This window comes from Gemmatimonadota bacterium, from assembly GCA_009692115.1.
GTDB lineage: Bacteria > Gemmatimonadota > Gemmatimonadetes > Gemmatimonadales > GWC2-71-9 > SHZU01.
This window is the reverse complement of the sequence record SHZU01000008.1, coordinates 117,601-137,181: the sequence shown is the minus strand read 5'-3', so window position 1 is coordinate 137,181 and position 19,581 is coordinate 117,601. Positions and strand designations below refer to the sequence as shown.

Genomic DNA, 19,581 nt, shown 5'->3' with positions numbered 1-19,581 from the left:
GAACCGAAACTCGTCGCGGAGATGGCGGAGCACCACCCGCTGCTACCGCTCCGACGCCCGCCGCTGGATCAGCATGAGCGCCCCCAAGCCGGCCGAGTCGATCCGCCGGGTCCTGGCGAAATCGATCAGCAGGGTGCCGTCCTGCTCGGGGAGCCCCTCCAGCAGCTCGACCGCCGCATCACGGAAAGATCCCCGATCTCTCGAGCCCGAGAACCTCCGGCGCCAGCACCACCCGCGCGTTTGCTTCTGTTGCCGACATGCGTTGCTACCTCCGCCCCGCCAAAAGGCGAAGAGGGTGCCATCCGATAGCACCGGATAAGGCTCTTCAGACTAACAACTCAGTTAGGCGGAGCCCGGTTCATGGCATCGGCGCCACATCGCACTCCGCTCGGAGTTTTGGGGATTGCATTGGACCGGCCTCCGCGCCCCACGGACTGCACCGCTCAAGCAACAATCTGCACCCCCAACGCCCCGCTCCCCGCGTTATTCTTCAGGCGTGAATCTTCGGTGCCAAACGCCCTAACCCAGCCGATCGATGACCTCGCAACTTTCGACTCTGCTCGACGAGCAACGCCGGTTTCCGCCCTCCGCCGCCTTCGCCGCGGCGGCCAATGCCGGCCTCAACCTCTATGCCGCCGCAGACCAGGACCAAGAAGCCTTCTGGGCCGACCAGGCCCGGGCCCTCGAATGGATGGCTCCCTGGACTCGGGTCCTGGATTGGCAACCACCCCACGCCCAGTGGTTCGTCGGGGGCAAGCTCAATGTGTCGGCCAACTGCCTCGACCGGCACGTCAGTGGCGGGAGGCGGAACAAGGCCGCCATCATTTGGGAGGGTGAACCGGGCGACCGCCGGGTCCTGACCTATTGGGACTTGGCCCGCGAGGTCAATCGGGCCGCCAATGCCCTCAAATCACTCGGTCTCAAAAAGGGCGACCGGGTCGCCATCTATCTGCCGATGATTCCGGAGGCGGCCATCGCCATGCTGGCCTGTACCCGGATCGGGGCGGTCCATTCGGTCATCTTCGGCGGCTTTTCCGCCGAATCGCTCCGCGACCGGATCAACGACGCCGAGGCGGTGGCCGTCATCACCTCCGACGGCGGCTACCGCCGGGGGCAAATCGTCCCGCTCAAGCGGTTTACCGACCAAGCCCTGGCCGAATGTCCCTCGATCAAGCACCAGATCGTCGTCCAACGGCTGGCCGGCACCGCCTTCCAAGAGGCCGGCGCCACGATGAAACCCGGCCGCGACCTCTGGTGGCACGATCTCGTCCGCGAGGCCAGCGCCAAGTGCCCGCCTGAGCCGATGGACGCCGAGGACCTGCTGTTCATCCTCTACACGTCGGGCACGACCGGCAAACCGAAAGGGATCGTTCACACCACGGGCGGGTACCTGACCCAGGTGGCCGCCACCTGCCGGTGGGTGTTCGACCTCAAGGAGGATGACGTGTTCTGGTGCACCGCCGACATCGGCTGGGTCACCGGACATTCCTACGTGGTCTACGGTCCCCTGGCAAACGGCGCCACGGTCATGATGTACGAAGGGGCCCCCGATTGGCCGGGCCGGGACCGGCTCTGGGAGATAATCGCCCGCTACGGCGTGACCATCTTCTACACCGCCCCGACCGCCATTCGGGCCTTCATGAAATGGGGCACCGACCACCCCAAGCGCCACGACCTGGCAACCCTCCGGCTCTTAGGATCGGTCGGCGAACCGATCAATCCGGAAGCGTGGATCTGGTACCACGAACAGATCGGGCAACGCCGGTGCCCCATCGTCGACACCTGGTGGCAGACCGAAACCGGCGCCATCATGATCGCCCCGCTGCCGGGGGTGACCACCACCAAACCGGGGTCGGCCACCAGAGCGTTACCCGGCATCTCGGCCAAGCTGCTGGACTCCCATGGTGCGATCATCGTCAAAGGGGGAGGATTCTTGGTCCTGACCAAGCCCTGGCCCTCGATGCTCAGGACCCTCTACAAGGACGACGCCCGCTACCAAGAAACCTACTGGAGCCGGTTTCCCGGAAAATATTTCGCCGGCGACGGGGCCAAGCTTGATGACGACGGCTACTGGTGGGTCCTCGGCCGCGTCGACGACGTCCTGAACGTGGCGGGGCATCGGATTGGAACCATGGAGGTCGAGAGCGCGTTAGTAGACCACCCGATGGTGGCGGAAGCGGCGGTGGTGGGTAAGGCCCACGAATTGAAGGGCCAGGCGCTGGCGGCCTTCGTCATCCTCAAGGACGGCTACCTGCCCACCGCGGAGCTCAAGGACGATCTCAAGGACCACGTGGCCAAGAAGATCGGGGCCATCGCCAAGCCGGACGACATTTTCTTCGTCGCCGATGTCCCAAAGACTCGAAGCGGCAAGATCATGCGCCGCCTGCTCAAGGACGTTGCGGAAGGCCGAACCTTGGGTGACACCACGACACTGGCCGACCCGAACGTGGTGGCCCGGTTGAAAGAACAATACGAGAGTGAGGAAGGATGAAAGAGACCGCGACCCTGGCCGGCGGATGCTTCTGGTGCGTGGAAGCCGTGTTCCAGCGTTTGAAGGGCGTCGACCGCGTCGCGTCCGGCTACCTCGGCGGGTCGGTCAAGAACCCGACCTACGAGCAGGTCTGCTCCGGCCGCTCCGGTCACGCCGAGGCGATTCAGATCACCTTTGATCCGGCCCAGATCACCTACCGGCAGCTTCTCGAGATATTCTTCACCTTCCACGACCCAACGACCTTGAACCGCCAAGGCGCCGACAGCGGCACCCAGTACCGCTCCGCCATCTTCCCGCACACCGACGCCCAGCGCGCCACCGCCAAAGCCGTCATCCAAGAATTAACGGACGCCAAGATCTTCCTCGACCCGATCGTCACCACCATCGAACCCGCCGGCCCCTTCTACCCCGCCGAGCCATCTCACCAAGACTACTACCGCCGAAACCCAGACCAACCCTACTGCGCTTTCAACATCAGCCCCAAACTCGGGAAACTCCGGCAACAATACGGGGAACTCTTGAGGAGCTAGGTTCTCGGCACTCGGTACTCGGCGCCGAGTGCCGAGCCCTTAGATCTGCACTTGGGCGCCCATCTCTACTACCCGATTCGGGGGCAGGTTGAAGAAACCGGAGGCGGACTGGGCGTTTCGAGTCATCAGAATGAAGAGCCGTTTTCGCCAACCAGCCAGCTTGCCGCTGCCGGTGGGCAGCAGGGTTTCCCGGCCCAGGAAGTAAGACACCTGCATCGGACCGACCACGATCCCGAACCGGGCCAGCTGCGGTAGGAGTGCCGGGACATCGGGTGACTCCATGAAGCCATACCGGGCCACCAGCCGGTGGAATCCGCCGGTCAGGTCGGCATGAATGAGGCGTTTCGCTTCGTCGATCGTGGGCACGTTCTCGACCAGGAGGGACAGGAAGATCACCCGCTCCTTGAGGGCCCCATGGTGCTTGAGATGATGGAGCATCATCGGCGGCACGTCGGTGGGGTCGGAATTCATGAACACCCCGGTTCCGGGAACCCGGTGGACGTCGCCCCGTGCGATACTGGCGACGAATTCCTCCATCGTCATCGGGCTTCGCGTCACCGCCGAGACGATTTCCCGGCCTGCCTTCCACGTGGCCATCAGCCCGAAGGCTACGGCACCGAGCACCAACGGGAACCAGCCACCATGGGCGAACTTGACCATGTTCGCCCCAAAGAACGCTAGGTCGACGATCAGGAACAGCCCGGTCGTCGCCGCCACCCGCCAGGCCGGCCACTGCCACCGGTAGTACGCCACATGGGCGAACAGGATCGTCGTGATGGCCATAGTCCCGGTCACGGCGATGCCGTAGGCTGCGGTCAGGTTGGCCGAACTCTGGAACCCGACGACGCACAGCAAACACATCACCATGAGCGCCCAGTTGACCTCCGGAACGTAGATCTGTCCGGCGGTGTGGTGCGACGTATGCACCACCGTGACCCTCGGACTGTAACCGAGTTGCACGGCCTGGCGGGTCAGCGAAAAGCAGCCGGAGATCAGAGCCTGCGACGCGGTAATCGCCGCCAGCGTAGCAATCACGATCATCGGATACAGGAAAAACCGGGGGACCAACTCATAGAACGGGTTGCTCGCCGCCTCGGGGCGGCTCAAGAGCAAGGCGCCTTGGCCGAAGTAGTTGAGCATCAGGGCTGGGAGCACCATGCCGAGCCAGGCCAAGCGAATCGGCCGACGGCCGAAGTGGCCCATGTCGGCGTATAAAGCCTCGCCACCGGTCAAGACCAGGACCACCGCTCCGAGGATCAAGAACCCGACCACGCCGTCGCGAATGAAAAAATCGACAGCGTACCAGGGATTGATCGCCGTGAGCACGATCGGATTGCGAACAATCGCCATGACCCCAAAGAGGGCGATCGCGGTGAACCACACCACCATGATCGGCGCAAAAGCCTTCCCGACCCGGCCGGTTCCAAACCGCTGCATCACGAACAACCCCAGTAGAATGACCACGGCCACCGGCACGATTAACGGCTGAAACGCAGGCGCCGCCACCTTGACCCCTTCGAGCGCGCCGAGCACCGACACCGGCGGAGTAATGACCCCATCCCCGTACAGCAGGGCCGCCCCAAACAGCGCCAGCATGACCAACCGGCGCCGCAACCGGTCGCTACCCCCGCCGGCCCGCACCAGCGCCAACAGGGCCAGGATCCCTCCCTCGCCCCGGTTGTCGGCCTTGAGCATGACCGTGACGTACTTGTAGGTCACGACAAACATCAGCGACCAAAGGATCAACGAGAGAACCCCAATCACATTCTCGGGTGTGGGAGCCAGTCCATGCTCCGGGGCAAAACACTCCCGTAATGCATACAACGGCGAGGTCCCGATATCGCCGTAGACCACCCCCAACGCCCCGAATGTCAACCCAATCAGCGCCTTCCCGGTCGGCTCCCCCCGCCCTTCGCTCATGAATAGTCCTAAATCTGAATTTGGGCGCCCATTTCGACGACCCGGTTCGGCGGCAAGTTGAAGAAGGCGGTAGCGGGGCGGGCGTTGTTGGCCATTAGGACGAAGAGCCGCTTCCGCCACATCGGCATCCGGCGGATGAGCTTCTCGCCGAAGTCTTCGCCTTTCCGTTTGATCGGGATCAGGGTTTCGCGGCCCAGGTAGAAGCTGGTGTTCCGGATCTCGATGCTCAGTCCGTGACTGACAAGGGCCTCGAGCACTTTGGGGACGTCGGCCGTTTCCATGAAACCAAAATGGGCGAGCACGGTGAAGAACCCGCCGCCCAGATCCGTGACCGCGATCCGGTCGGCCGGGGCAACCTGCGGGACCAAATGGTTGACGATCGACAGGAACACGACTCGCTGGTGGAGCACCTTGTTGTGTTTGAGATGATGGAGCAGCACCGGTGGCGCGCCGGTGGGATCGGAACTCATGAACACCGCCGTCCCGTCGACCCGGGGCACTTTCGTGCCAACGTCCTTGACCAACAACTCGAGCGGGAAGGATTCGTCTCGAAGTTTTGTCGCCAGAATCGTTCGGCCCTTTTTCCAGGTAGCCATCACCACGAAAATCACCACCCCGATCAAGAGGGGAAGCCAACCGCCATGCGGGATCTTCGTCAGGTTCGAGGCGAGAAACGTCCCTTCAACCACCAGGAGCACCCCACCGAACGACACGACCTTGAACCGACTCCACCCGAATCGAGCGCCGGCAATAGAACAAAACAACACGGTCGTGGTCATCATCGTCATCGTCACGGCCACCCCGTAGGTCCCCGCGAGGCTCTCGGCATCCCGAAAGGCCAGCACCAGCAACACGCAGGCCACCATCAACGTCCAATTGACGGCGGGCATGTAGATCTGGCCCACCTCCGACCGGGATGTATGGAGAATTTTGAGGCGCGGGACGTACCCGAGTTGAAGCGCCTGCTGGGTCAGGGAAAACGATCCCGAGATCAACGCCTGGGACGCCGTGACCGCCGCCGCGGTCGCGATCCCGACCATCGGATAGAGCGCCCACCCCGGCACCAGCCCGTAAAACGGGTTGCTGATCGCCTCCGGCCGAGTCAACAACAACGCGCCCTGACCGAAGTAGTTGAGCACCAACGCCGGGAAAACCATGCCGAGCCAAGCCAACCGGATCGGCCGCTTGCCGAAATGACCCATGTCGGCGTACAGGGCCTCCCCACCCGTCACGACCAGCACCACCGCCGACAGCACGATGAACCCGTCCCGCGGGTCGCGGAGGAAGAAGGCCACCGCATGCCAAGGATTGATTGCCTTCAGCACGGTCGGGTCGAGCATGATGCCCCGGACCCCAAGAATCGAAATGCACACAAACCAGACCGCGGTAACCGGTCCAAAAAGGGCGCCCACCGCCGCTGTGCCCCGGCTCTGAACGGCAAACAGCCCAATGATGATCACCACACTGATCCACATGACCCACGGGCCCAGCGCCGGGGCCGCCACCTTGAGGCCGTCGACAGCGCCCAGCACCGAAATGGCCGGGGTAATGATCCCGTCGCCATAGATCATCGTCGAGCCGAAAAGCCCGAGCGACACCAGCAGCCATTTGGCGGACGTCTTGATTTCACCGGGCTTGGTCAGCGCCAGCAAAGCCAGGACCCCGCCCTCCCCGCGGTTGTCGGCCCGGAGCATGTTGACCAGATACTTGAACGAAATCAGAAAAGTGAGGCTCCAGAAGACCAGCGAGAGGATCCCGTAGACGTTCTCCGGGGTCAGCGGCACCGCGTGGGTGCCGATGAAGCACTCCTTCAAGGCGTAGAGCGGGCTGGTGCCGATGTCGCCGAAGACGACGCCGAGGGCCGAGAACGACAAAATCCCTAGCGCTTTGCCGGTTGGTTCCTGGCGTTCGCCGGTCATGCCTTCTCGGCCCGGGCCCGGCGCCACTCGACCACGGTCAGCCCGAACATCGTCGCGATGACCACCGCCGATCCGACGCACCACCGGCAAATAGCGTGAATGACGAAGAACTCGAGATACTTGAGGTAGGCCGTGAAGAACACCGCGCCCCCGGCCAGCACTATCAGCCAAGTGAGCGGCCAACTCGCGCCGGCATACTTCGGGTGGAGCACCAGCAGGGCCAGACCGAGGAGCACCGCGTAGCCGAGCACCCCGATCAGCGCGACCTCGACGCCGAGGAACCGGCTCTGGACCGAGAGTTGTACGGTCTCGCACCCGCCGGTGCCACAGGCCATAGTGCCGATCTTCCCGAGCTTGTAGAGCCAGAGGTAGAGCGAAATGAAAAGCCCCGCCACCGCCAGGATGGCGAGGGCCAACCGGTTGGTCATTGCGCGGGGGTCGCCGCCAGCCGCCGGACCTTGGCCGCGAGACTATCCGACGACAACGCGCCGGGATAGAGTTGCCCGCCGATCAAGAAGGTCGGCGTCGATGGCACCCCAAGCTTGGTGCCCTCCTGAAGACTCGCCTCGATCCGCCCAGCGTACTTGGCCGACTGCATGCACTCGTCGTACGGCCCCCGGTTGACCCCGACCGCCGCGGCCAAGTCGCCGAAGAATCCCGCGGCCGACCGAAGCGGCGACCACTCCGCCTGCCGGTTGTAGATCTGCGCTTTCATCTCCCAGAACTTGCCCTGATCGTTGGCGCAGGCCGCCGCATGCGACGCGACCCGGGCGTGCGGGTGCATCGGAAGCGGGAAATCCCGGTAGCGGTAGCGGACCAACCCGGTTTCGATCAGTTGCCGCTTGACGACGTCGAACTGGAGCACGTCGAAGGTGCCGCAGGCCGGGCACTGAAAATCGGCGTACTCGGTGACCTCGATCTTGGCCGAATCAGAACCCAACACGTAGCCCCGAAAGCCCGCGGTATCGGCCGCCAGCACCGTCACGTTGGCCGGAATGCGGACGTCCTTCGGCTTCATCACCAGATAGCCGAGCACCACTGCCCCGGTAACCGCCGCGGCACCGATCAGGAGATAGGACCGGGTCGAGGCCGGCGGCGGGGCGTTCTTCTTCAGTTTGGCGGTCGACGCCATGGCTCATCGTCCTCGGGTTCGGAATCCAAAGATTCCAGTGGTTGCCCGGCCTCGTCGACGATCCGGCGGCTGTCGGCGATTTCCGGCGTGTCGTACGTCGATCGGACCTCGTAGTGGAACAGCTCCGAGCGGAGCTGATCCATTCGTTTCAAGAGTTCAGGGGCCGACTCCAACAACTCACCCCGTTCATCGAGGTCCTGGATCCGCTCGGACAAGTCCCGGAGCAGCGCGGTGAGGCGGCGCTGCCGTTCTCGGCCATACACCTCATCATGCTCGCCCATGAACGGCCCCTCTCCCTGACCGGGTGACCGCCCGCAAAGGTAATCGGGTCCCCTGGCCGCTCCGGCACCCTCACCCCTTGGCCGAAACCGGCTTCTAAGGCTATAATTGAATGTCTGTCACCCAAAGGCTCGGGAATCGCCACCCGCCCCTACCAGCAAGGAAGGTCAATGGCCAAACCGAAGAAGCCCTTCAGCAAGAGCGCGTCAACCCCAACCCTCTTTGATCAAGCCCGCGATGAATTGTTCAGCCATATCCTGCGGTGCGGGGTGGTTGAAGCCGAGCCGGATCAGCAAAAAGAGTGGCTGGACGACACCGTGCAGTACCTGGTCGAACGATTCCCCGATCTCGATGAGGAGCAGCTCGCCCAAGTGCGAGTCCTCGGCGAGCGGTTCTGTCGCCCGGTTGCCCGGAAGCCTGAAGTGGCCGCATCGAACGCCGAGTAAGTCAGACCCGGCAGAGGAATTATGAAGGGCCGTCCCCCGGGACGGCCTTTTATCGTTTCTGGCCCCCGATCCGGACCTGATAGCCCGCCGCCACCCGGGCCCCACCCGCTACCCCGAGTTCACCCCACCAGGTCGAGCCCCGGCCGGCCGGTGTCTCCACCCCGGCCCCGGCCACCAGAAACCCGCCGCCCAAGGGCCCCGTCACGCCCGCCACGCCACCGAAGCCGTACCACACCGTCTTGGCCCCGCCCCATGACCCGAACCGAAGCTGGAGGGTCAGCTCCCCTCGGCCCGCCCAATCGCCGCCCCGTCGAACCAGGCTCGCCCCCGCCGCGAACCCCACCTCCCGGACCAGCCGCCACCGAAACCTCGGTCCCAGTCCGAATGCGGCCGGATCGCTCGCCAGGAACTCGAGGGCCGGCCCAACCGCCAGTCGTTCCTGGGCCATCCCGGTCGCCGGGAAGCCGCCCCAGCAGGCGCCGAGCCCCACCAGGACCCAGCCGGCCCTCACGGTTCGAGGACGAGCTCGTAGGTAATCGGAATGTCGGGGTTCAACGACAGTAAGACCGAGCAGTACTTGGCCAGCGATAAGTCGATGGCTCGTCGAGCTTTATCCTCATCAAGTCCGTCGCCGGCCAGCACGATCCGGTAGGCAATCGCCGTGTACCGCTTGGGGTGGTCGGGCGCCCGCACCCCGCTCACCTCCGTCGTGTATTTCCGGAGTTTGACGTGCATCTTCTCGAGAATGCTGACCACGTCCGCTCCGCCGCAAGCAGCTCCGGCCATCAGCAGGGCCAACATCGGACCGGGCGCTTCCTTGCCATCAGCGTCGATGGTCATGGCCGGGCCCCCGGGCGCTCCGCCCCGAAACCGCATCCCGCCCTGCCACTCCACCGCCACTGTCTTGACGTCACTCATACCGGTCTCCCACGCTTCACAAGGTTCGATGCTCCTGACGAGCCACAAAGACATAATCGATAATCGCATACACCGCGACCGCGCCGGTGGCCCACGCAATCGGGCGGAGCAAGGTTGACTCGAGCAGGAACGCCCAGAGCACCAAGAGCTGACCGATGGTGACGATCTTGCCCGCCACCCGGGCCTGGATGGCCGAAGGACGCCGGAATGCCACCGTAGCCAAGAACGCCGCGGTGGCGGCCAGATCCCGGGCCAAAACCGCGACCACCTCCCACCAGGTTAACGCACCGGCCACGAGCACCACCCCAAACGCCGCCGCCACAAAGACCTTGTCCGCCACTGGATCGAGCACGGAGCCAAGTCGCGAACTGCCCCACTTCCGGGCCACGAACCCATCGATGAAGTCGCTGATGCCGGCCATCCAGAGAAACGCCAAACGCCATCCGGTGTGGGGCACCAACACAAAGGCAATGGCGAGCGGAATCCTGACCGCGGTCAAGAGGTCCGCCGCGGTCCAATGAGTCGCGAGGCCGGCCCGGCCACCCGGCGCTTCGGGTGACTCGCTCACCGACCCCTCACCAACCCTTCGGCCCGCCCATCGGCCACCAGATACCGTTCCGCCACCCGCTGGAGGTCCTCGGCGCTGACCCGACGGTATTCGGCGGCCGGATCGTCCAGTTCCGCCAATCCAGTGCCCAGCAGCCAGGTGTCGACGATCTCGGAGGCCTGGGCCCCCGCGGTTTGGCGTTGAACCGTGGCCTGGCCGGCCAAGTAGTTGACCGCCCGGGTGAGTTCGTCCGGCCGGACCAGTTCGTTCCGAAACCGGGCCAGTTCAGAGAGCATGGCGTCCCGGGCCTCGGCTTCCCGTTCCGGCGAGGTGGCGATGTAGGTGACGATGGCCCCGGCCGACCGCCGCTGCCAACTCGACAGCATGACGGTGTAGGCCAAGGACCGCTGATCCCGGAGCGCATAGAACAGCCGCCCGCCCAGGCCGCTGGCCACCGCGGCGAGAACCTCGGCGGCATACCGGTCGGGGTCGGAACGGGAGGGGCCTTGAAAAACCATCGCCAGGGCCGTCTGCGACTTGTGCCGGTCCTCGGCCCTCCGCGCTTCGGCCCGAGTCCAGGGCACGGAGGCCGACGCCGGGCCGGATGGCACCGCCGGCAGGTCGGCCAGAATCCCACCGAGCCGGTCGAGTGCCTCATCGGGATCGAGATCGCCCACGGCCACGATCAACGGCCGCGACTGATCGAGTTCCCGACCGTGCCACCGCCGGACGTCGTCGAGCGTGAGTGCGGCCAGGGTGTCGGGCGTGCCCTTCGCAGGGAGACCATAGCCGCGGGCCCCGAACGCGGCGCCGAGAGCCAGATCGACCGGCCGGCGAAACATGTCGTCGGCGGCCTGGACCGCCTCCCGGATCATGGTCTCCTGCTCGCGGGCAACCTCGGCGGGATCGAACCGGGGGGCCATCACCACCTCCCGGATCGCCTGAAGCGCCTGATCCCGATTGGCGGCCAGGACCGACGCGCCGAACCCGTGCCAATCGGCGGCGACACTGGTGCCTAACGTGCCGCCGAGGACCTCGAAGGCGTCCGCCAGGGCGGCCAGATCGAACGGACCGGCCCCCCGCGCCGCCGCCCGCACCGCCAAGGCCCCGACGCCGGCCACCCCCGGTGCCTCCGGCTCGCTCCGGCGCCGATACCATCCCAGGGTCACCAAGGGGACGCTGGGTTTGGCCTTGACCAACAGATCGGCGCCCGGGAACGCCAGATGAGCCACCCCGGCCGTCCGAGTCACGCCGACCGCGCGAACCCGTGAAGACACCGGGAGCGTCGGGGCATTCGAGGGCGGATCGGCCGACCGGGCCGGCCCCTCGAAACTCCGCCGAAGGCCCTCCACGGTGAGGTCCGGGCCGCTTCCATCGGGCAGATACACCACGGCGGAGACCGCATCGGGGCGGAGATAGCAGCGCACCGCGTCCCGGACCTCGGCGGCGGTGACGGCCATCATCCGGCGGTATTCTTCGTCGAGACCGGCCACGCCGCCTAACGCTTCCGCGGCCGCCACCGTCGTGGCCCGGCCATCAACCGACTCGAACCGCCGGGCCCATTGGGCGGCGATCAGGGTCTTGACCCGGCTCAAGTCTTGGTCTGATGGACCGGTCGTCCCGAGGCGGGCCATCAAGCCCCCGACCACCGTCAGGGTCTCATCGATCCGGCCCGGCTCGAGGTCGGCGGAAATCGAGAACACCCCGACCTCGGTCGGCGTGTAGTGGTACGCGCCGGCCGATGTCACGATCCCGGGCTGGCGGAGGTGACGATACAGCCAGCCGCCCCGGCCCGCGGACAACACCGACGCGGCTAGGTCGAGCGCCGGAGCGTCCGGGTGCCCGTAGGGAACCGCGCGCCACCCCACGACCAGATCCGCTTGCTTCACATCGCCGCGAAGGGTCCGGACCCGGTTGTCGGAGCGCCAGGGCTCCTCCGGCGAGAGATCGACCGCCGCGGGCCCGGCCGCCCAATCGCCAAACAGGTCCTCGACCGCCTGGAGAGCCGGCCCGACCTCGACGGCGCCGGCCACCGACACGATGACCCGCCCCGGCAGATAGCGGGATGCGTAGTACCCGGCCACATCCTCGCGGGTAAAGCCGGCCAACTGACCTTCGACCCCGATCCGCCAGCGCCGGATCCGGTGGTGGTCGAACAGCACTTCGTGTAGCACCTCATGGGCCCGGGCCGAGGAGCTATCGAATTTTCGTTTGGCCTCCTCGATGATGACCTGGAGCTCGCGCTTCAGCTCACCGGCATCGATGGCGGCATTCCGAAGGGCGTCGGCCTGGATTTCGAGCGCCTGGCGGAAGCCGGCCTCGGGAAGGACCACGTAATAGGTCGTGGCGTCGTAGCTGGTGTAGGCGTTGAGGTAGCCGCCGAGCGCCTTGGTTTCCGAGGCAATCTGGCCGACGCCCCGGGTCGGGGTGCCCTTGAAGAACATGTGCTCGAGCACATGACTGATCCCCTGCCACCGGTCCGGCTCGTCGAAGAAACCGGCCCGGACGTGGATCACGACGCTGACAGCCGGAGCGGTCGGATCAGGATGGATGAGAACGGTCAGGCCGTTCGGCAGGACCGACCGAACGACCCCGGAGGACCAATCTCGGCGCTCGGCACTCGGCACTCGGCGCTCGGCGGGTGGCATTCGGTCAGTGAACGATCCGGAGCACTCCCGCTTCGGCAGAGCCTCGGATGAACGCCTCGGCGTCGGTGGTGGGGATGACTACGCCGGTTTCCTGTTTGCCTCGCTCGGCTTGACCCGCCATGAATTCGGGCACCGACTGGGCCGCGGCGAGCCGGTCCGATGCCTTGATCTGGGTCAAGATCTCGTCCCAGGTGCCCCGCACCATCTGGCCGGCCAGCGTGCCGACCTGGTGGACCTCGGGCCGATGCCCCGATTTCCGGAGCATCTGCTGCAATTCGGTCTGCATGGTGCCGAACAGTTCGAGCTGGGTGGGGTCGCGGACCGATCCGTTGTTCTGGATGGCCTCGATTTCGGCCAGCAGTTCGTCGATCGGGTCGGGCTCGACCGTCAGCTCGGCCACCCGCTGGTACCAAGGCTCGAGGGTTTCGTCGTCGTCGGCCAGGCGGAAGAACATCTTCTTGAGTTCGATGGTCCGGAACAGGCCGAGTTCGTCGAAGTGCTCTTCCGGTTCAGTCCGCTCGAAGTGGATCAGCGCCGCGGCCGTTTCACCCCGGTCGTAGAGCATGTTGGCCAGGTACACCCGGGGTTCGGCAAAGGTGGGGTCGATGGCCAGCGCCCGGCGGAGCCAGAACACCGCCGAGCCGTCCCGGCCCACTCGGTGCGACACGTAGCCCATGCAGGCCGCGGCCTCTTCGCACTCGGGCTCGGCGTTGGCGGCCAGTTCGAAGAACCGATGGGCGTGGGCCAGGAGGCCTTGGCGGAACAGGGCCTTCCCAATCTGGAGCATGAGGTCGTGATCTTCTTGGAACCCGAGGCCCAACACCCGGTCGAACGATTGGAGGGCGGCCGCCTGGTCGCCGATCCGGAGCAGGGTTTCGCCCGATCCGGCCAAGGCGTCTTCATGGTCGGGTTCGAGCAAGAGGGCCTGGGTAAACGCTTCGCGGGACCAGGCGTATTCTTCACGGGCCAGATAGGCGTACCCGGCCCCGACGTACAATTCGACCGACGACGGATAGATCGAGAGCCCGTCCTTCAACACGTCGAGCGCTTCGTCGTAGCGGCCTTGATTGTAGAGCTGGTGGGCTTGCTCATCGAACTCGTCGGAGCTCCGGAATACTTCCGACATCCGGTGGGTCTCCCCGTGAAAGTTCCCGAAACATAGGAGAACGCGAGCCGCCCACACAAGGGGTTTATTGGGCTCGAAACGCTTGCCGAGCGCTACGAACCCGTGAACCGCACCGGCAGCTGCGGGGACGTATTGACGGTCAAGTTGAAAAGGTCGGGCCGGGCGTAGTGCCCCACCGGATCGAAATCATACTTCCCGCGCGCAATCAGCCCCATGTCGAGGTCGGCGACGAGTACGCAGGACTGATCATAGACCGGCCCCGCCAGCACGGTCCCCAAGGGATCGACGATCAGACTCCCCCCTCGAATCAGCGCGGTCTCCGGATCATTGCCTTGGATCGGCGCGTAGTCGGCCGGGTAGTCACGGCGCCGGGCGTGCTGGCAGGCCGACAACACGAAGCACCGGCCCTCCCGCGCAATGTGCCGCATAGTGGCCCCCCAGACTTCCCGGTCGTCCACGGTCGGGGCACAGTACAGCTCAATACCTTGCGCGTACATGGCGGTCCGAAGCAACGGCATGTAGTTCTCCCAACAAATCACCGCGCCAAGTTTGCCTAACGGCGTATCAAACACGGCGAGCGTGGAGCCGTCGCCGTAACCCCAGATGATCCGCTCCATGGCGGTCGGCATCACTTTCCGATGCCGGCCCAACAGCGCGCCTTCCGACGAGAAATAGAGCGCCGTGCAGTAGAGCGTGCCCCCGCTCCGTTCGATCACCCCGATGACCAGATAGGCGCCGAACTCGCCGGCCATTTCGCCAAGCCGGTCGGTAACCGGGCCGGGCACCTCGATCGCGCCGTTCCAATACCGCTCGAATTCCTCCCGGCCCTCGTCACTCCGCAAGCCGACTCGGGCGCCGAAGTCCACGCCCTTCGGATAGCCGCCGATCATCGCTTCCGGAAAGACCACCACCTGCGCCTGCTCGCGCGCGGCCTCCGCCATCCGGGCCGCCACCCGGTCGAGGGTGGCCAAGGGGTCGAAGGCCACCGATCCGTCCTGCACTACCGCCGCCCGAACCCAGGTCATGAGGCCTCCCGCCTAACCACAATGTGAAGTGAGGTCCGGCCGGCGGGTCACGGTCACGGTCTGATCGACCGTGGACCGGACCGGCCGCTTGACCCCGCCGGTGGCCGGGATCCGGGCCGACACGTTGATCTGACGAGTCCAGCCGAGCGGGCCGCCCTCCGGCGACCATTCGAGTTCGCCGGTTTCCTTGATCACTTGGTCGAGCGTCACCGACAAGCTGTCCGAGGCAGCATACCGGTCACCTCGGCGCCGGCTGGCGGTCCATCGATAGTGGTGAGTCCGGGCCCGGTCGGGCAGCCGCCGAATCGTAAGTCCGGTGGTGTCCGACCACTGTTGGCCGGCCGCCAACGGGGCCGGCGGCAACCACGGGAGGAAGTCATCCAGGACGGCGGCCAGGTCGGCCACGTCCGCGAGCTCGTCGGGTATGAACGGGGCCTTGAGCGGCCGGTACTTCCCGGCGGCGTGGAGGACGCCCCGAAACCGGCCCCCCACGACCCCGTCGGTTTCGGGCGCCTCCCGCCCGGCGGCGGTTTCGCGCCAGACCTCGAGGGAGTCGTACCAAGCCTCCAACACGACCACGCCGCTCGAGTCGCGGCCATTGAGTACCAGCAACCCAAACCGGCCGGCCCGGTCGGCGACCTCCGCCGACCCGTTGGTGCCGCGAATCGAGGTCGCAACCGACTCCTGAAACACCGCACAGGCAAACGCGGACGGCCGGTAGGTTTGCGCCGCCGCGCTCGAGACCCATCCCACCAGCGCCAGGCCGAGGCAGCGCAAACTCAAGACTAGGCCATGAAGGGGTACCGGTAGTCGGTTACCGGGACCAGGGTTTCCTTGATCGACCGCGGCGACACCCACCGGACCAAGTTGAGGTACGACCCGGCCTTGTCGTTGGTGCCGCTGGCCCGGGCGCCGCCGAACGGCTGCTGGCCCACTACCGCACCGGTCGGCTTGTCGTTGATATAGAAGTTACCGGCTGCGTGCCGGAGCGTGGTCTTCACCTGGTCGATGATGTCGCGATCCCGGGCAAAGATCGATCCGGTCAGGGCGTACGGACTGGTGCTATCCACCAACTTCACGGTCTGTTTCCAGTCTTTGTCTTTGTATACGTAGGCGGTCAAGATCGGGCCAAAGAGCTCCTCGCACATCGTCCGGTAGGCCGGGTCTTTGACCTGGAGAAGCGTCGGCTCGATGAAGTAGCCCTTGCTGTCGTCGGCGCCGCCGCCGGACACCAAGGTCACACTCCGGTCCTTCTTGGCCTGATCCAGGTATCCCTTGAGCCTGCCGAACGCCTTCGCGTCGATCACCGCGCCCATAAAGTTCTTGAAATCGGCCACGTCGCCGATCTTGATCTCGGCCATCATGGCCACCATCCGGTCCCGGACTTCGGGCCAGAGACTGGCCGGCACATAGGCCCGCGACGCCGCACTGCACTTCTGCCCCTGATACTCGAAGGCCCCCCGAACCAGCGCCACCGCCAGCGCCTCCGGATCGGCGCTCGGATGGGCCAGCACGAAATCCTTGCCGCCGGTTTCGCCAACCAGCCGAGGGTAGGTGGCGTAGTCGGCAATCCGCTCGCCGACCCGCTTCCAGATCGACTGGAACACCCCGGTCGAGCCGGTAAAATTGACCCCGGCCAGCTTCCGGTCGGATAACATCCGTTCGGTAATCAGGGCCGCGTTGCCGGGCAGGAAGTTGATGACGCCGGGCGGCATTCCGGCCGCTTCGAAGAGCTTCATCGTGTAGTAGCTGCTGAGCGCCGCGGTGCCGGCCGGCTTCCAGACCACCGTGTTGCCCATCAGGGCGGGGGTGCCGGCCAAGTTGCCGCCGATGGCAGTGAAGTTGAACGGTGAAATGGCGTAGATGAACCCCTCGAGCGGCCGGTACTCCATCCGGTTCCACGCCCCCGGCGAGGACTTCGGCTGCTGGGTGTACATCTGGTCGGCAAAGCCTACGTTGAAGCGCCAAAAATCGATCAACTCGCAGGCGGCGTCGATTTCAGCCTGATAGATCGTCTTGCTTTGCCCGAGCATGGTGGAACCGTTGAGCACCTGGCGCCACGGACCGGCCAGCAACTCAGCCGCCCGGAGGAACACCGCCGCCCGGTCCTCGAATTTCGAGTTCGACCATTCCCGGTAGCCCCGCTCGGCGGCCTGGACGGCCTGGTTCATGGTCCGGGCATCGGCCTCGTGGACGTTGGCCAGGACATGACCGTGCCGGTGGGGCGAGACCACCGAATGAGTCTTGCCGGTTCGGATCTCTTTGCCGCCGACGATACAGGGAATGTCGACGACCTCGCCGCTCATTTCCTTGAGCGCGGCCTTGATGGCGACCCGTTCTGGCGTGCCCGGGGCGTAGGTGAGAATCGGCTCATTGATCGGAGCAGGGGTATTCGGAATCGAGGCCATGTGGGTTCGTCGAGGCTTGAGGTTGCCGGAATCTACTTATATTCAGGCCGCTGGACGACACCACCCCCAAGGAACCACCATGCGCTACCTCCTCGCCGCCTCCGCATTGGGCGCCATCGCGGCCTGCCGCCCCTACAACCTCCAGTCCACCACGGCCGGCCAGGACGGGTTGATTCCCGCTGAACAGTTTGCCCGCTACGGCACTGAACAGGCCAAGTTGGTGGCCATTGGCCGGTCCCTGGCCCAGTGGGACGGCGGCACCACCGCGGAGGCCCGCGCCACCCAGGTGACCAAGGCGATGGAGTACGCCAAGACCATCCCGGGGGTCGTCACCGTGGTGCCCGACACCTTGGGCTACCGGCTGACGGTCACCTTCGCTAGCGGATGGCGGGCGGCTGCCCTCCCGATCGACGACGGCATCGCGCCCGAAGCCACCCCGGGCGTCGCTGCCAAGTAGCGAGCGCCCTCAGGGCGGGGTGGGCCGTCGGCCGGCCACTCCGCCCATCTTCTCCACCCCGCCCATGTGATCGGCCATCATCCGCCAGTGCACCAAGTCGACCAGATTCGTCTTGGGATTCTGGAACTCATCCAACACCTCGTTGATCACTCGGGCCTTGTCCGCCTTCATCACCTTCGGCGAGGCGAGCACATCCGACATGATGTCGTGCAACATGTGCAGGTTGTCGAAGATGATCGCCGCTCGCTGATGGCGCTCGCTGAACACCGGTGCCACCGCCGAGGTCATCGGCATCACCGATGGAAGATTCGCCGGCGCCTGGACGGTCATGGCCCAAAACCGGTCCAGACTCTCCTTGATACTGGCCCGCTTCCGGTCCGGGCTGGTTTCGGTCAGGAGTGACTCGTAAAGACCAACCTGAAGCCAGTGATAGGCCCAGATCAGCCCGTTGAACTTGGGGTACCGCTGCCGGAACACTTGGCTGTAAGACTGCCCGTCCATCAGTTCCATCGCCTTCGGCTGATCGGTAAAGGCGTAGCGGGTGTCGGCCAAGTAGTAGTCCGTCAATTGCTCCACCATGGCCCGCTGCGCATCGACCGAGAGCCGTTCATCGGCGTAGACGTCGTAGATCTGACGGTGGAGCACGTGGGCCCGCTCGAACATTGACTTGGCCCGCCAAGCCATCCGGGCGTAGTTCGGCATGATCGATTCTTCGGCCACCGCAAACCGAGGCGGCCGCTTCAAGAGATCGCCCACCAGGAAATCGAATTCCCGGACCTCGAGCCGGTCGACCGGTTCGTCCGGGGCGATCGTCAGCCGTTCGGACAAGATCGCGTGGCCATAGTCGAAGGCGTTGAACAGCCGCGCCGCCTCCGGGTAGGCCTTTTGGAACATCCAGTTGAACCGACCCGGCCGGTAGAACTCTTCGTCCCGGCCGCCTTGGGCCGCGACCACACCGGGCACTAGCACGAACAGGAGCCATCCGTGAAGGCGGGTCATCGGCGCGCTCCTCGCATCAAACCGGCAATGGCAAAGGCATGGCTCAAGCCCAAGCTGAATTCGGTGCCCAAGCCCCCCAATCCCTGACTTACCCCGCCGTGAATGACCACCGTCGGGGTCAGCTGCCGGCGGAGCCCCACCCCGGCGCTCCATTCTACGCCCTGCCCGAGCCCCACCCGCTCGGCAACCAGCTCGCCCACTACCAGAGTACTGGTTCGGAACAGAGTCCGATCCCAGGCCAGACCGCCCCACCAGTCGGTGGGCCCGGACAGGTCGAGCCCGGTGTTGAGATGGAGCCGCGAGAGGCCGAACGAACGGGTCGCGAGAAACCGGACCAACGGGTCCTCGCCCACCGAGGCGGCCAGTGACACCGCCGGGAACCCCGGCGTCTCCCGGCGAGCATTCCAGAACGCCGAGGCCTCGAAGTGACTGCCCTGATCCATCAGCTCGGCCCCGACCCCAACCATCAGGTTTCGGAAGATCCCATACTCGAGGTGGGGCGACGCCCGGCCCTCGGTCACCCCGTTCCCGGTGCGGAGCCGGCCCCCCATCGACAGCTCAAACGCAAACCGCTCCACCGGATAGGCATCGGTGACCCGGCTCGGGCGCGCGTCGTCCAGATTGCGGTAATCCACTTGGGCCGGGAGCGCCGGAGCGCCCGCCATGCCAAGTACCAGTGCCGCGGCAACGAGCCGCGATCGCGATGTTCCCATGATGTCGGTCCCCTCGAGTGATC

Annotated in this window: 19 protein-coding genes; 4 read left to right on the top strand and 15 right to left on the bottom strand. The window is 65.4% G+C overall.

What is annotated here, in order from left to right:
* Positions 1 to 535 precede the first annotated feature (535 nt).
* Both acs and msrA read left to right on the top strand, forming a co-directional pair.
* Positions 536 to 2,491, top strand: a complete 1,956-nt coding sequence (acs, locus tag EXR94_10845; protein MSR03215.1) for an acetate--CoA ligase — start codon at positions 536 to 538, stop codon at positions 2,489 to 2,491.
* Positions 2,488 to 3,021, top strand: a complete 534-nt coding sequence (gene msrA / locus EXR94_10840; protein ID MSR03214.1) for a peptide-methionine (S)-S-oxide reductase — start codon at positions 2,488 to 2,490, stop codon at positions 3,019 to 3,021. The genes acs and msrA overlap by 4 nt, the downstream gene beginning before the upstream one ends.
* A gap of 39 nt (positions 3,022 to 3,060) precedes the next feature.
* Here the strand turns inward: msrA and trkD are convergent, their stop codons facing one another.
* The 5 genes from trkD to EXR94_10815 are packed head-to-tail and all read right to left on the bottom strand — an operon-like array spanning position 3,061 to position 8,273.
* Positions 3,061 to 4,941 carry a potassium transporter Kup gene (gene trkD / locus EXR94_10835; protein MSR03213.1) on the bottom strand — a complete coding sequence of 627 codons (1,881 nt, stop codon included), beginning with the start codon at positions 4,939 to 4,941 and terminating at the stop codon, positions 3,061 to 3,063.
* A gap of 8 nt (positions 4,942 to 4,949) precedes the next feature.
* On the bottom strand, positions 4,950 to 6,860 hold the full coding sequence (locus EXR94_10830) for a potassium transporter Kup (protein MSR03212.1): 1,911 nt from the start codon (positions 6,858 to 6,860) through the stop codon (positions 4,950 to 4,952).
* Complete coding sequence (locus EXR94_10825) at positions 6,857 to 7,288, bottom strand: vitamin K epoxide reductase family protein (GenBank protein ID MSR03211.1); 432 nt, start codon at positions 7,286 to 7,288, stop codon at positions 6,857 to 6,859. The genes EXR94_10830 and EXR94_10825 overlap by 4 nt, the downstream gene beginning before the upstream one ends.
* Complete coding sequence (locus EXR94_10820) at positions 7,285 to 7,992, bottom strand: DsbA family protein (protein ID MSR03210.1); 708 nt, start codon at positions 7,990 to 7,992, stop codon at positions 7,285 to 7,287. Before EXR94_10820 ends, EXR94_10825 begins: the two co-directional genes overlap by 4 nt.
* Entirely contained in the window at positions 7,971 to 8,273 is a 303-nt protein-coding gene (locus tag EXR94_10815; GenBank protein MSR03209.1) for a hypothetical protein, read from the bottom strand. The genes EXR94_10820 and EXR94_10815 overlap by 22 nt, the downstream gene beginning before the upstream one ends.
* 168 nt (positions 8,274 to 8,441) lie before the next feature.
* Here EXR94_10815 and EXR94_10810 point away from each other — a divergent pair, with 168 nt between their 5' ends.
* On the top strand, positions 8,442 to 8,717 hold the full coding sequence (locus tag EXR94_10810; GenBank protein ID MSR03208.1) for a hypothetical protein: 276 nt from the start codon (positions 8,442 to 8,444) through the stop codon (positions 8,715 to 8,717).
* Between the two features lie 49 nt (positions 8,718 to 8,766).
* Here EXR94_10810 and EXR94_10805 read toward each other — a convergent pair whose 3' ends face one another.
* The 8 genes from EXR94_10805 to pruA form a co-directional block, all read right to left on the bottom strand.
* Entirely contained in the window at positions 8,767 to 9,228 is a 462-nt protein-coding gene (locus tag EXR94_10805; GenBank protein MSR03207.1) for a hypothetical protein, read from the bottom strand.
* Positions 9,225 to 9,704, bottom strand: coding sequence for an OsmC family peroxiredoxin (locus EXR94_10800; protein MSR03206.1), 480 nt, complete (start codon positions 9,702 to 9,704; stop codon positions 9,225 to 9,227). Before EXR94_10800 ends, EXR94_10805 begins: the two co-directional genes overlap by 4 nt.
* A complete protein-coding gene (locus EXR94_10795) occupies positions 9,652 to 10,341 on the bottom strand; it encodes a CDP-alcohol phosphatidyltransferase family protein (GenBank protein MSR03205.1) in 690 nt (229 codons plus the stop codon). The genes EXR94_10800 and EXR94_10795 overlap by 53 nt, the downstream gene beginning before the upstream one ends.
* Positions 10,200 to 12,830 carry an insulinase family protein gene (locus EXR94_10790; protein MSR03204.1) on the bottom strand — a complete coding sequence of 877 codons (2,631 nt, stop codon included), beginning with the start codon at positions 12,828 to 12,830 and terminating at the stop codon, positions 10,200 to 10,202. Before EXR94_10790 ends, EXR94_10795 begins: the two co-directional genes overlap by 142 nt.
* A gap of 4 nt (positions 12,831 to 12,834) precedes the next feature.
* Positions 12,835 to 13,956 (bottom strand): tetratricopeptide repeat protein, encoded by a 1,122-nt coding sequence (locus EXR94_10785; GenBank protein ID MSR03203.1) that lies wholly within the window; start codon positions 13,954 to 13,956, stop codon positions 12,835 to 12,837.
* Positions 13,957 to 14,048: 92 nt separating this feature from the next.
* The gene (locus EXR94_10780; GenBank protein ID MSR03202.1) at positions 14,049 to 14,981 is read right to left on the bottom strand and encodes a nitrilase; all 933 of its coding nucleotides are present in this window, start codon (positions 14,979 to 14,981) and stop codon (positions 14,049 to 14,051) included.
* Positions 14,982 to 14,993: 12 nt separating this feature from the next.
* A complete protein-coding gene (locus tag EXR94_10775) occupies positions 14,994 to 15,764 on the bottom strand; it encodes a hypothetical protein (GenBank protein ID MSR03201.1) in 771 nt (256 codons plus the stop codon).
* A 2-nt stretch (positions 15,765 to 15,766) separates the two neighbouring features.
* Positions 15,767 to 17,389, bottom strand: a complete 1,623-nt coding sequence (pruA, locus tag EXR94_10770; protein MSR03200.1) for an L-glutamate gamma-semialdehyde dehydrogenase — start codon at positions 17,387 to 17,389, stop codon at positions 15,767 to 15,769.
* A 79-nt stretch (positions 17,390 to 17,468) separates the two neighbouring features.
* Between pruA and EXR94_10765 the strand changes: the two genes are divergently transcribed.
* Entirely contained in the window at positions 17,469 to 17,846 is a 378-nt protein-coding gene (locus EXR94_10765) for a hypothetical protein (GenBank protein ID MSR03199.1), read from the top strand.
* A 9-nt stretch (positions 17,847 to 17,855) separates the two neighbouring features.
* Here the strand turns inward: EXR94_10765 and EXR94_10760 are convergent, their stop codons facing one another.
* Together EXR94_10760 and EXR94_10755 are read right to left on the bottom strand one after the other, a co-directional pair.
* Complete coding sequence (locus tag EXR94_10760; protein ID MSR03198.1) at positions 17,856 to 18,845, bottom strand: hypothetical protein; 990 nt, start codon at positions 18,843 to 18,845, stop codon at positions 17,856 to 17,858.
* Positions 18,842 to 19,558, bottom strand: a complete 717-nt coding sequence (locus EXR94_10755) for a hypothetical protein (protein MSR03197.1) — start codon at positions 19,556 to 19,558, stop codon at positions 18,842 to 18,844. The genes EXR94_10760 and EXR94_10755 overlap by 4 nt, the downstream gene beginning before the upstream one ends.
* Positions 19,559 to 19,581: the final 23 nt, after the last annotated feature.

Bases quoted from the DNA above. Each gene is read 5' to 3' on its own strand.
- EXR94_10800 (MSR03206.1), bottom strand. From the start codon at position 9,704: ATGCGATTATCGATTATGTCTTTGTGGCTCGTCAGGAGCATCGAACCT.
- EXR94_10765 (MSR03199.1), top strand. From the start codon at position 17,469: ATGCGCTACCTCCTCGCCGCCTCCGCATTGGGCGCCATCGCGGCCTGC.
- EXR94_10780 (MSR03202.1), bottom strand. From the start codon at position 14,981: ATGACCTGGGTTCGGGCGGCGGTAGTGCAGGACGGATCGGTGGCCTTC.
- EXR94_10825 (MSR03211.1), bottom strand. From the start codon at position 7,288: ATGACCAACCGGTTGGCCCTCGCCATCCTGGCGGTGGCGGGGCTTTTC.
- EXR94_10785 (MSR03203.1), bottom strand. From the start codon at position 13,956: ATGTCGGAAGTATTCCGGAGCTCCGACGAGTTCGATGAGCAAGCCCAC.
- trkD (MSR03213.1), bottom strand. From the start codon at position 4,941: ATGAGCGAAGGGCGGGGGGAGCCGACCGGGAAGGCGCTGATTGGGTTG.
- pruA (MSR03200.1), bottom strand. From the start codon at position 17,389: ATGGCCTCGATTCCGAATACCCCTGCTCCGATCAATGAGCCGATTCTC.
- EXR94_10820 (MSR03210.1), bottom strand. From the start codon at position 7,992: ATGGCGTCGACCGCCAAACTGAAGAAGAACGCCCCGCCGCCGGCCTCG.
- EXR94_10830 (MSR03212.1), bottom strand. From the start codon at position 6,860: ATGACCGGCGAACGCCAGGAACCAACCGGCAAAGCGCTAGGGATTTTG.
- EXR94_10755 (MSR03197.1), bottom strand. From the start codon at position 19,558: ATGGGAACATCGCGATCGCGGCTCGTTGCCGCGGCACTGGTACTTGGC.
- msrA (MSR03214.1), top strand. From the start codon at position 2,488: ATGAAAGAGACCGCGACCCTGGCCGGCGGATGCTTCTGGTGCGTGGAA.
- acs (MSR03215.1), top strand. From the start codon at position 536: ATGACCTCGCAACTTTCGACTCTGCTCGACGAGCAACGCCGGTTTCCG.
- EXR94_10810 (MSR03208.1), top strand. From the start codon at position 8,442: ATGGCCAAACCGAAGAAGCCCTTCAGCAAGAGCGCGTCAACCCCAACC.
- EXR94_10790 (MSR03204.1), bottom strand. From the start codon at position 12,830: ATGCCACCCGCCGAGCGCCGAGTGCCGAGTGCCGAGCGCCGAGATTGG.
- EXR94_10815 (MSR03209.1), bottom strand. From the start codon at position 8,273: ATGGGCGAGCATGATGAGGTGTATGGCCGAGAACGGCAGCGCCGCCTC.
- EXR94_10760 (MSR03198.1), bottom strand. From the start codon at position 18,845: ATGACCCGCCTTCACGGATGGCTCCTGTTCGTGCTAGTGCCCGGTGTG.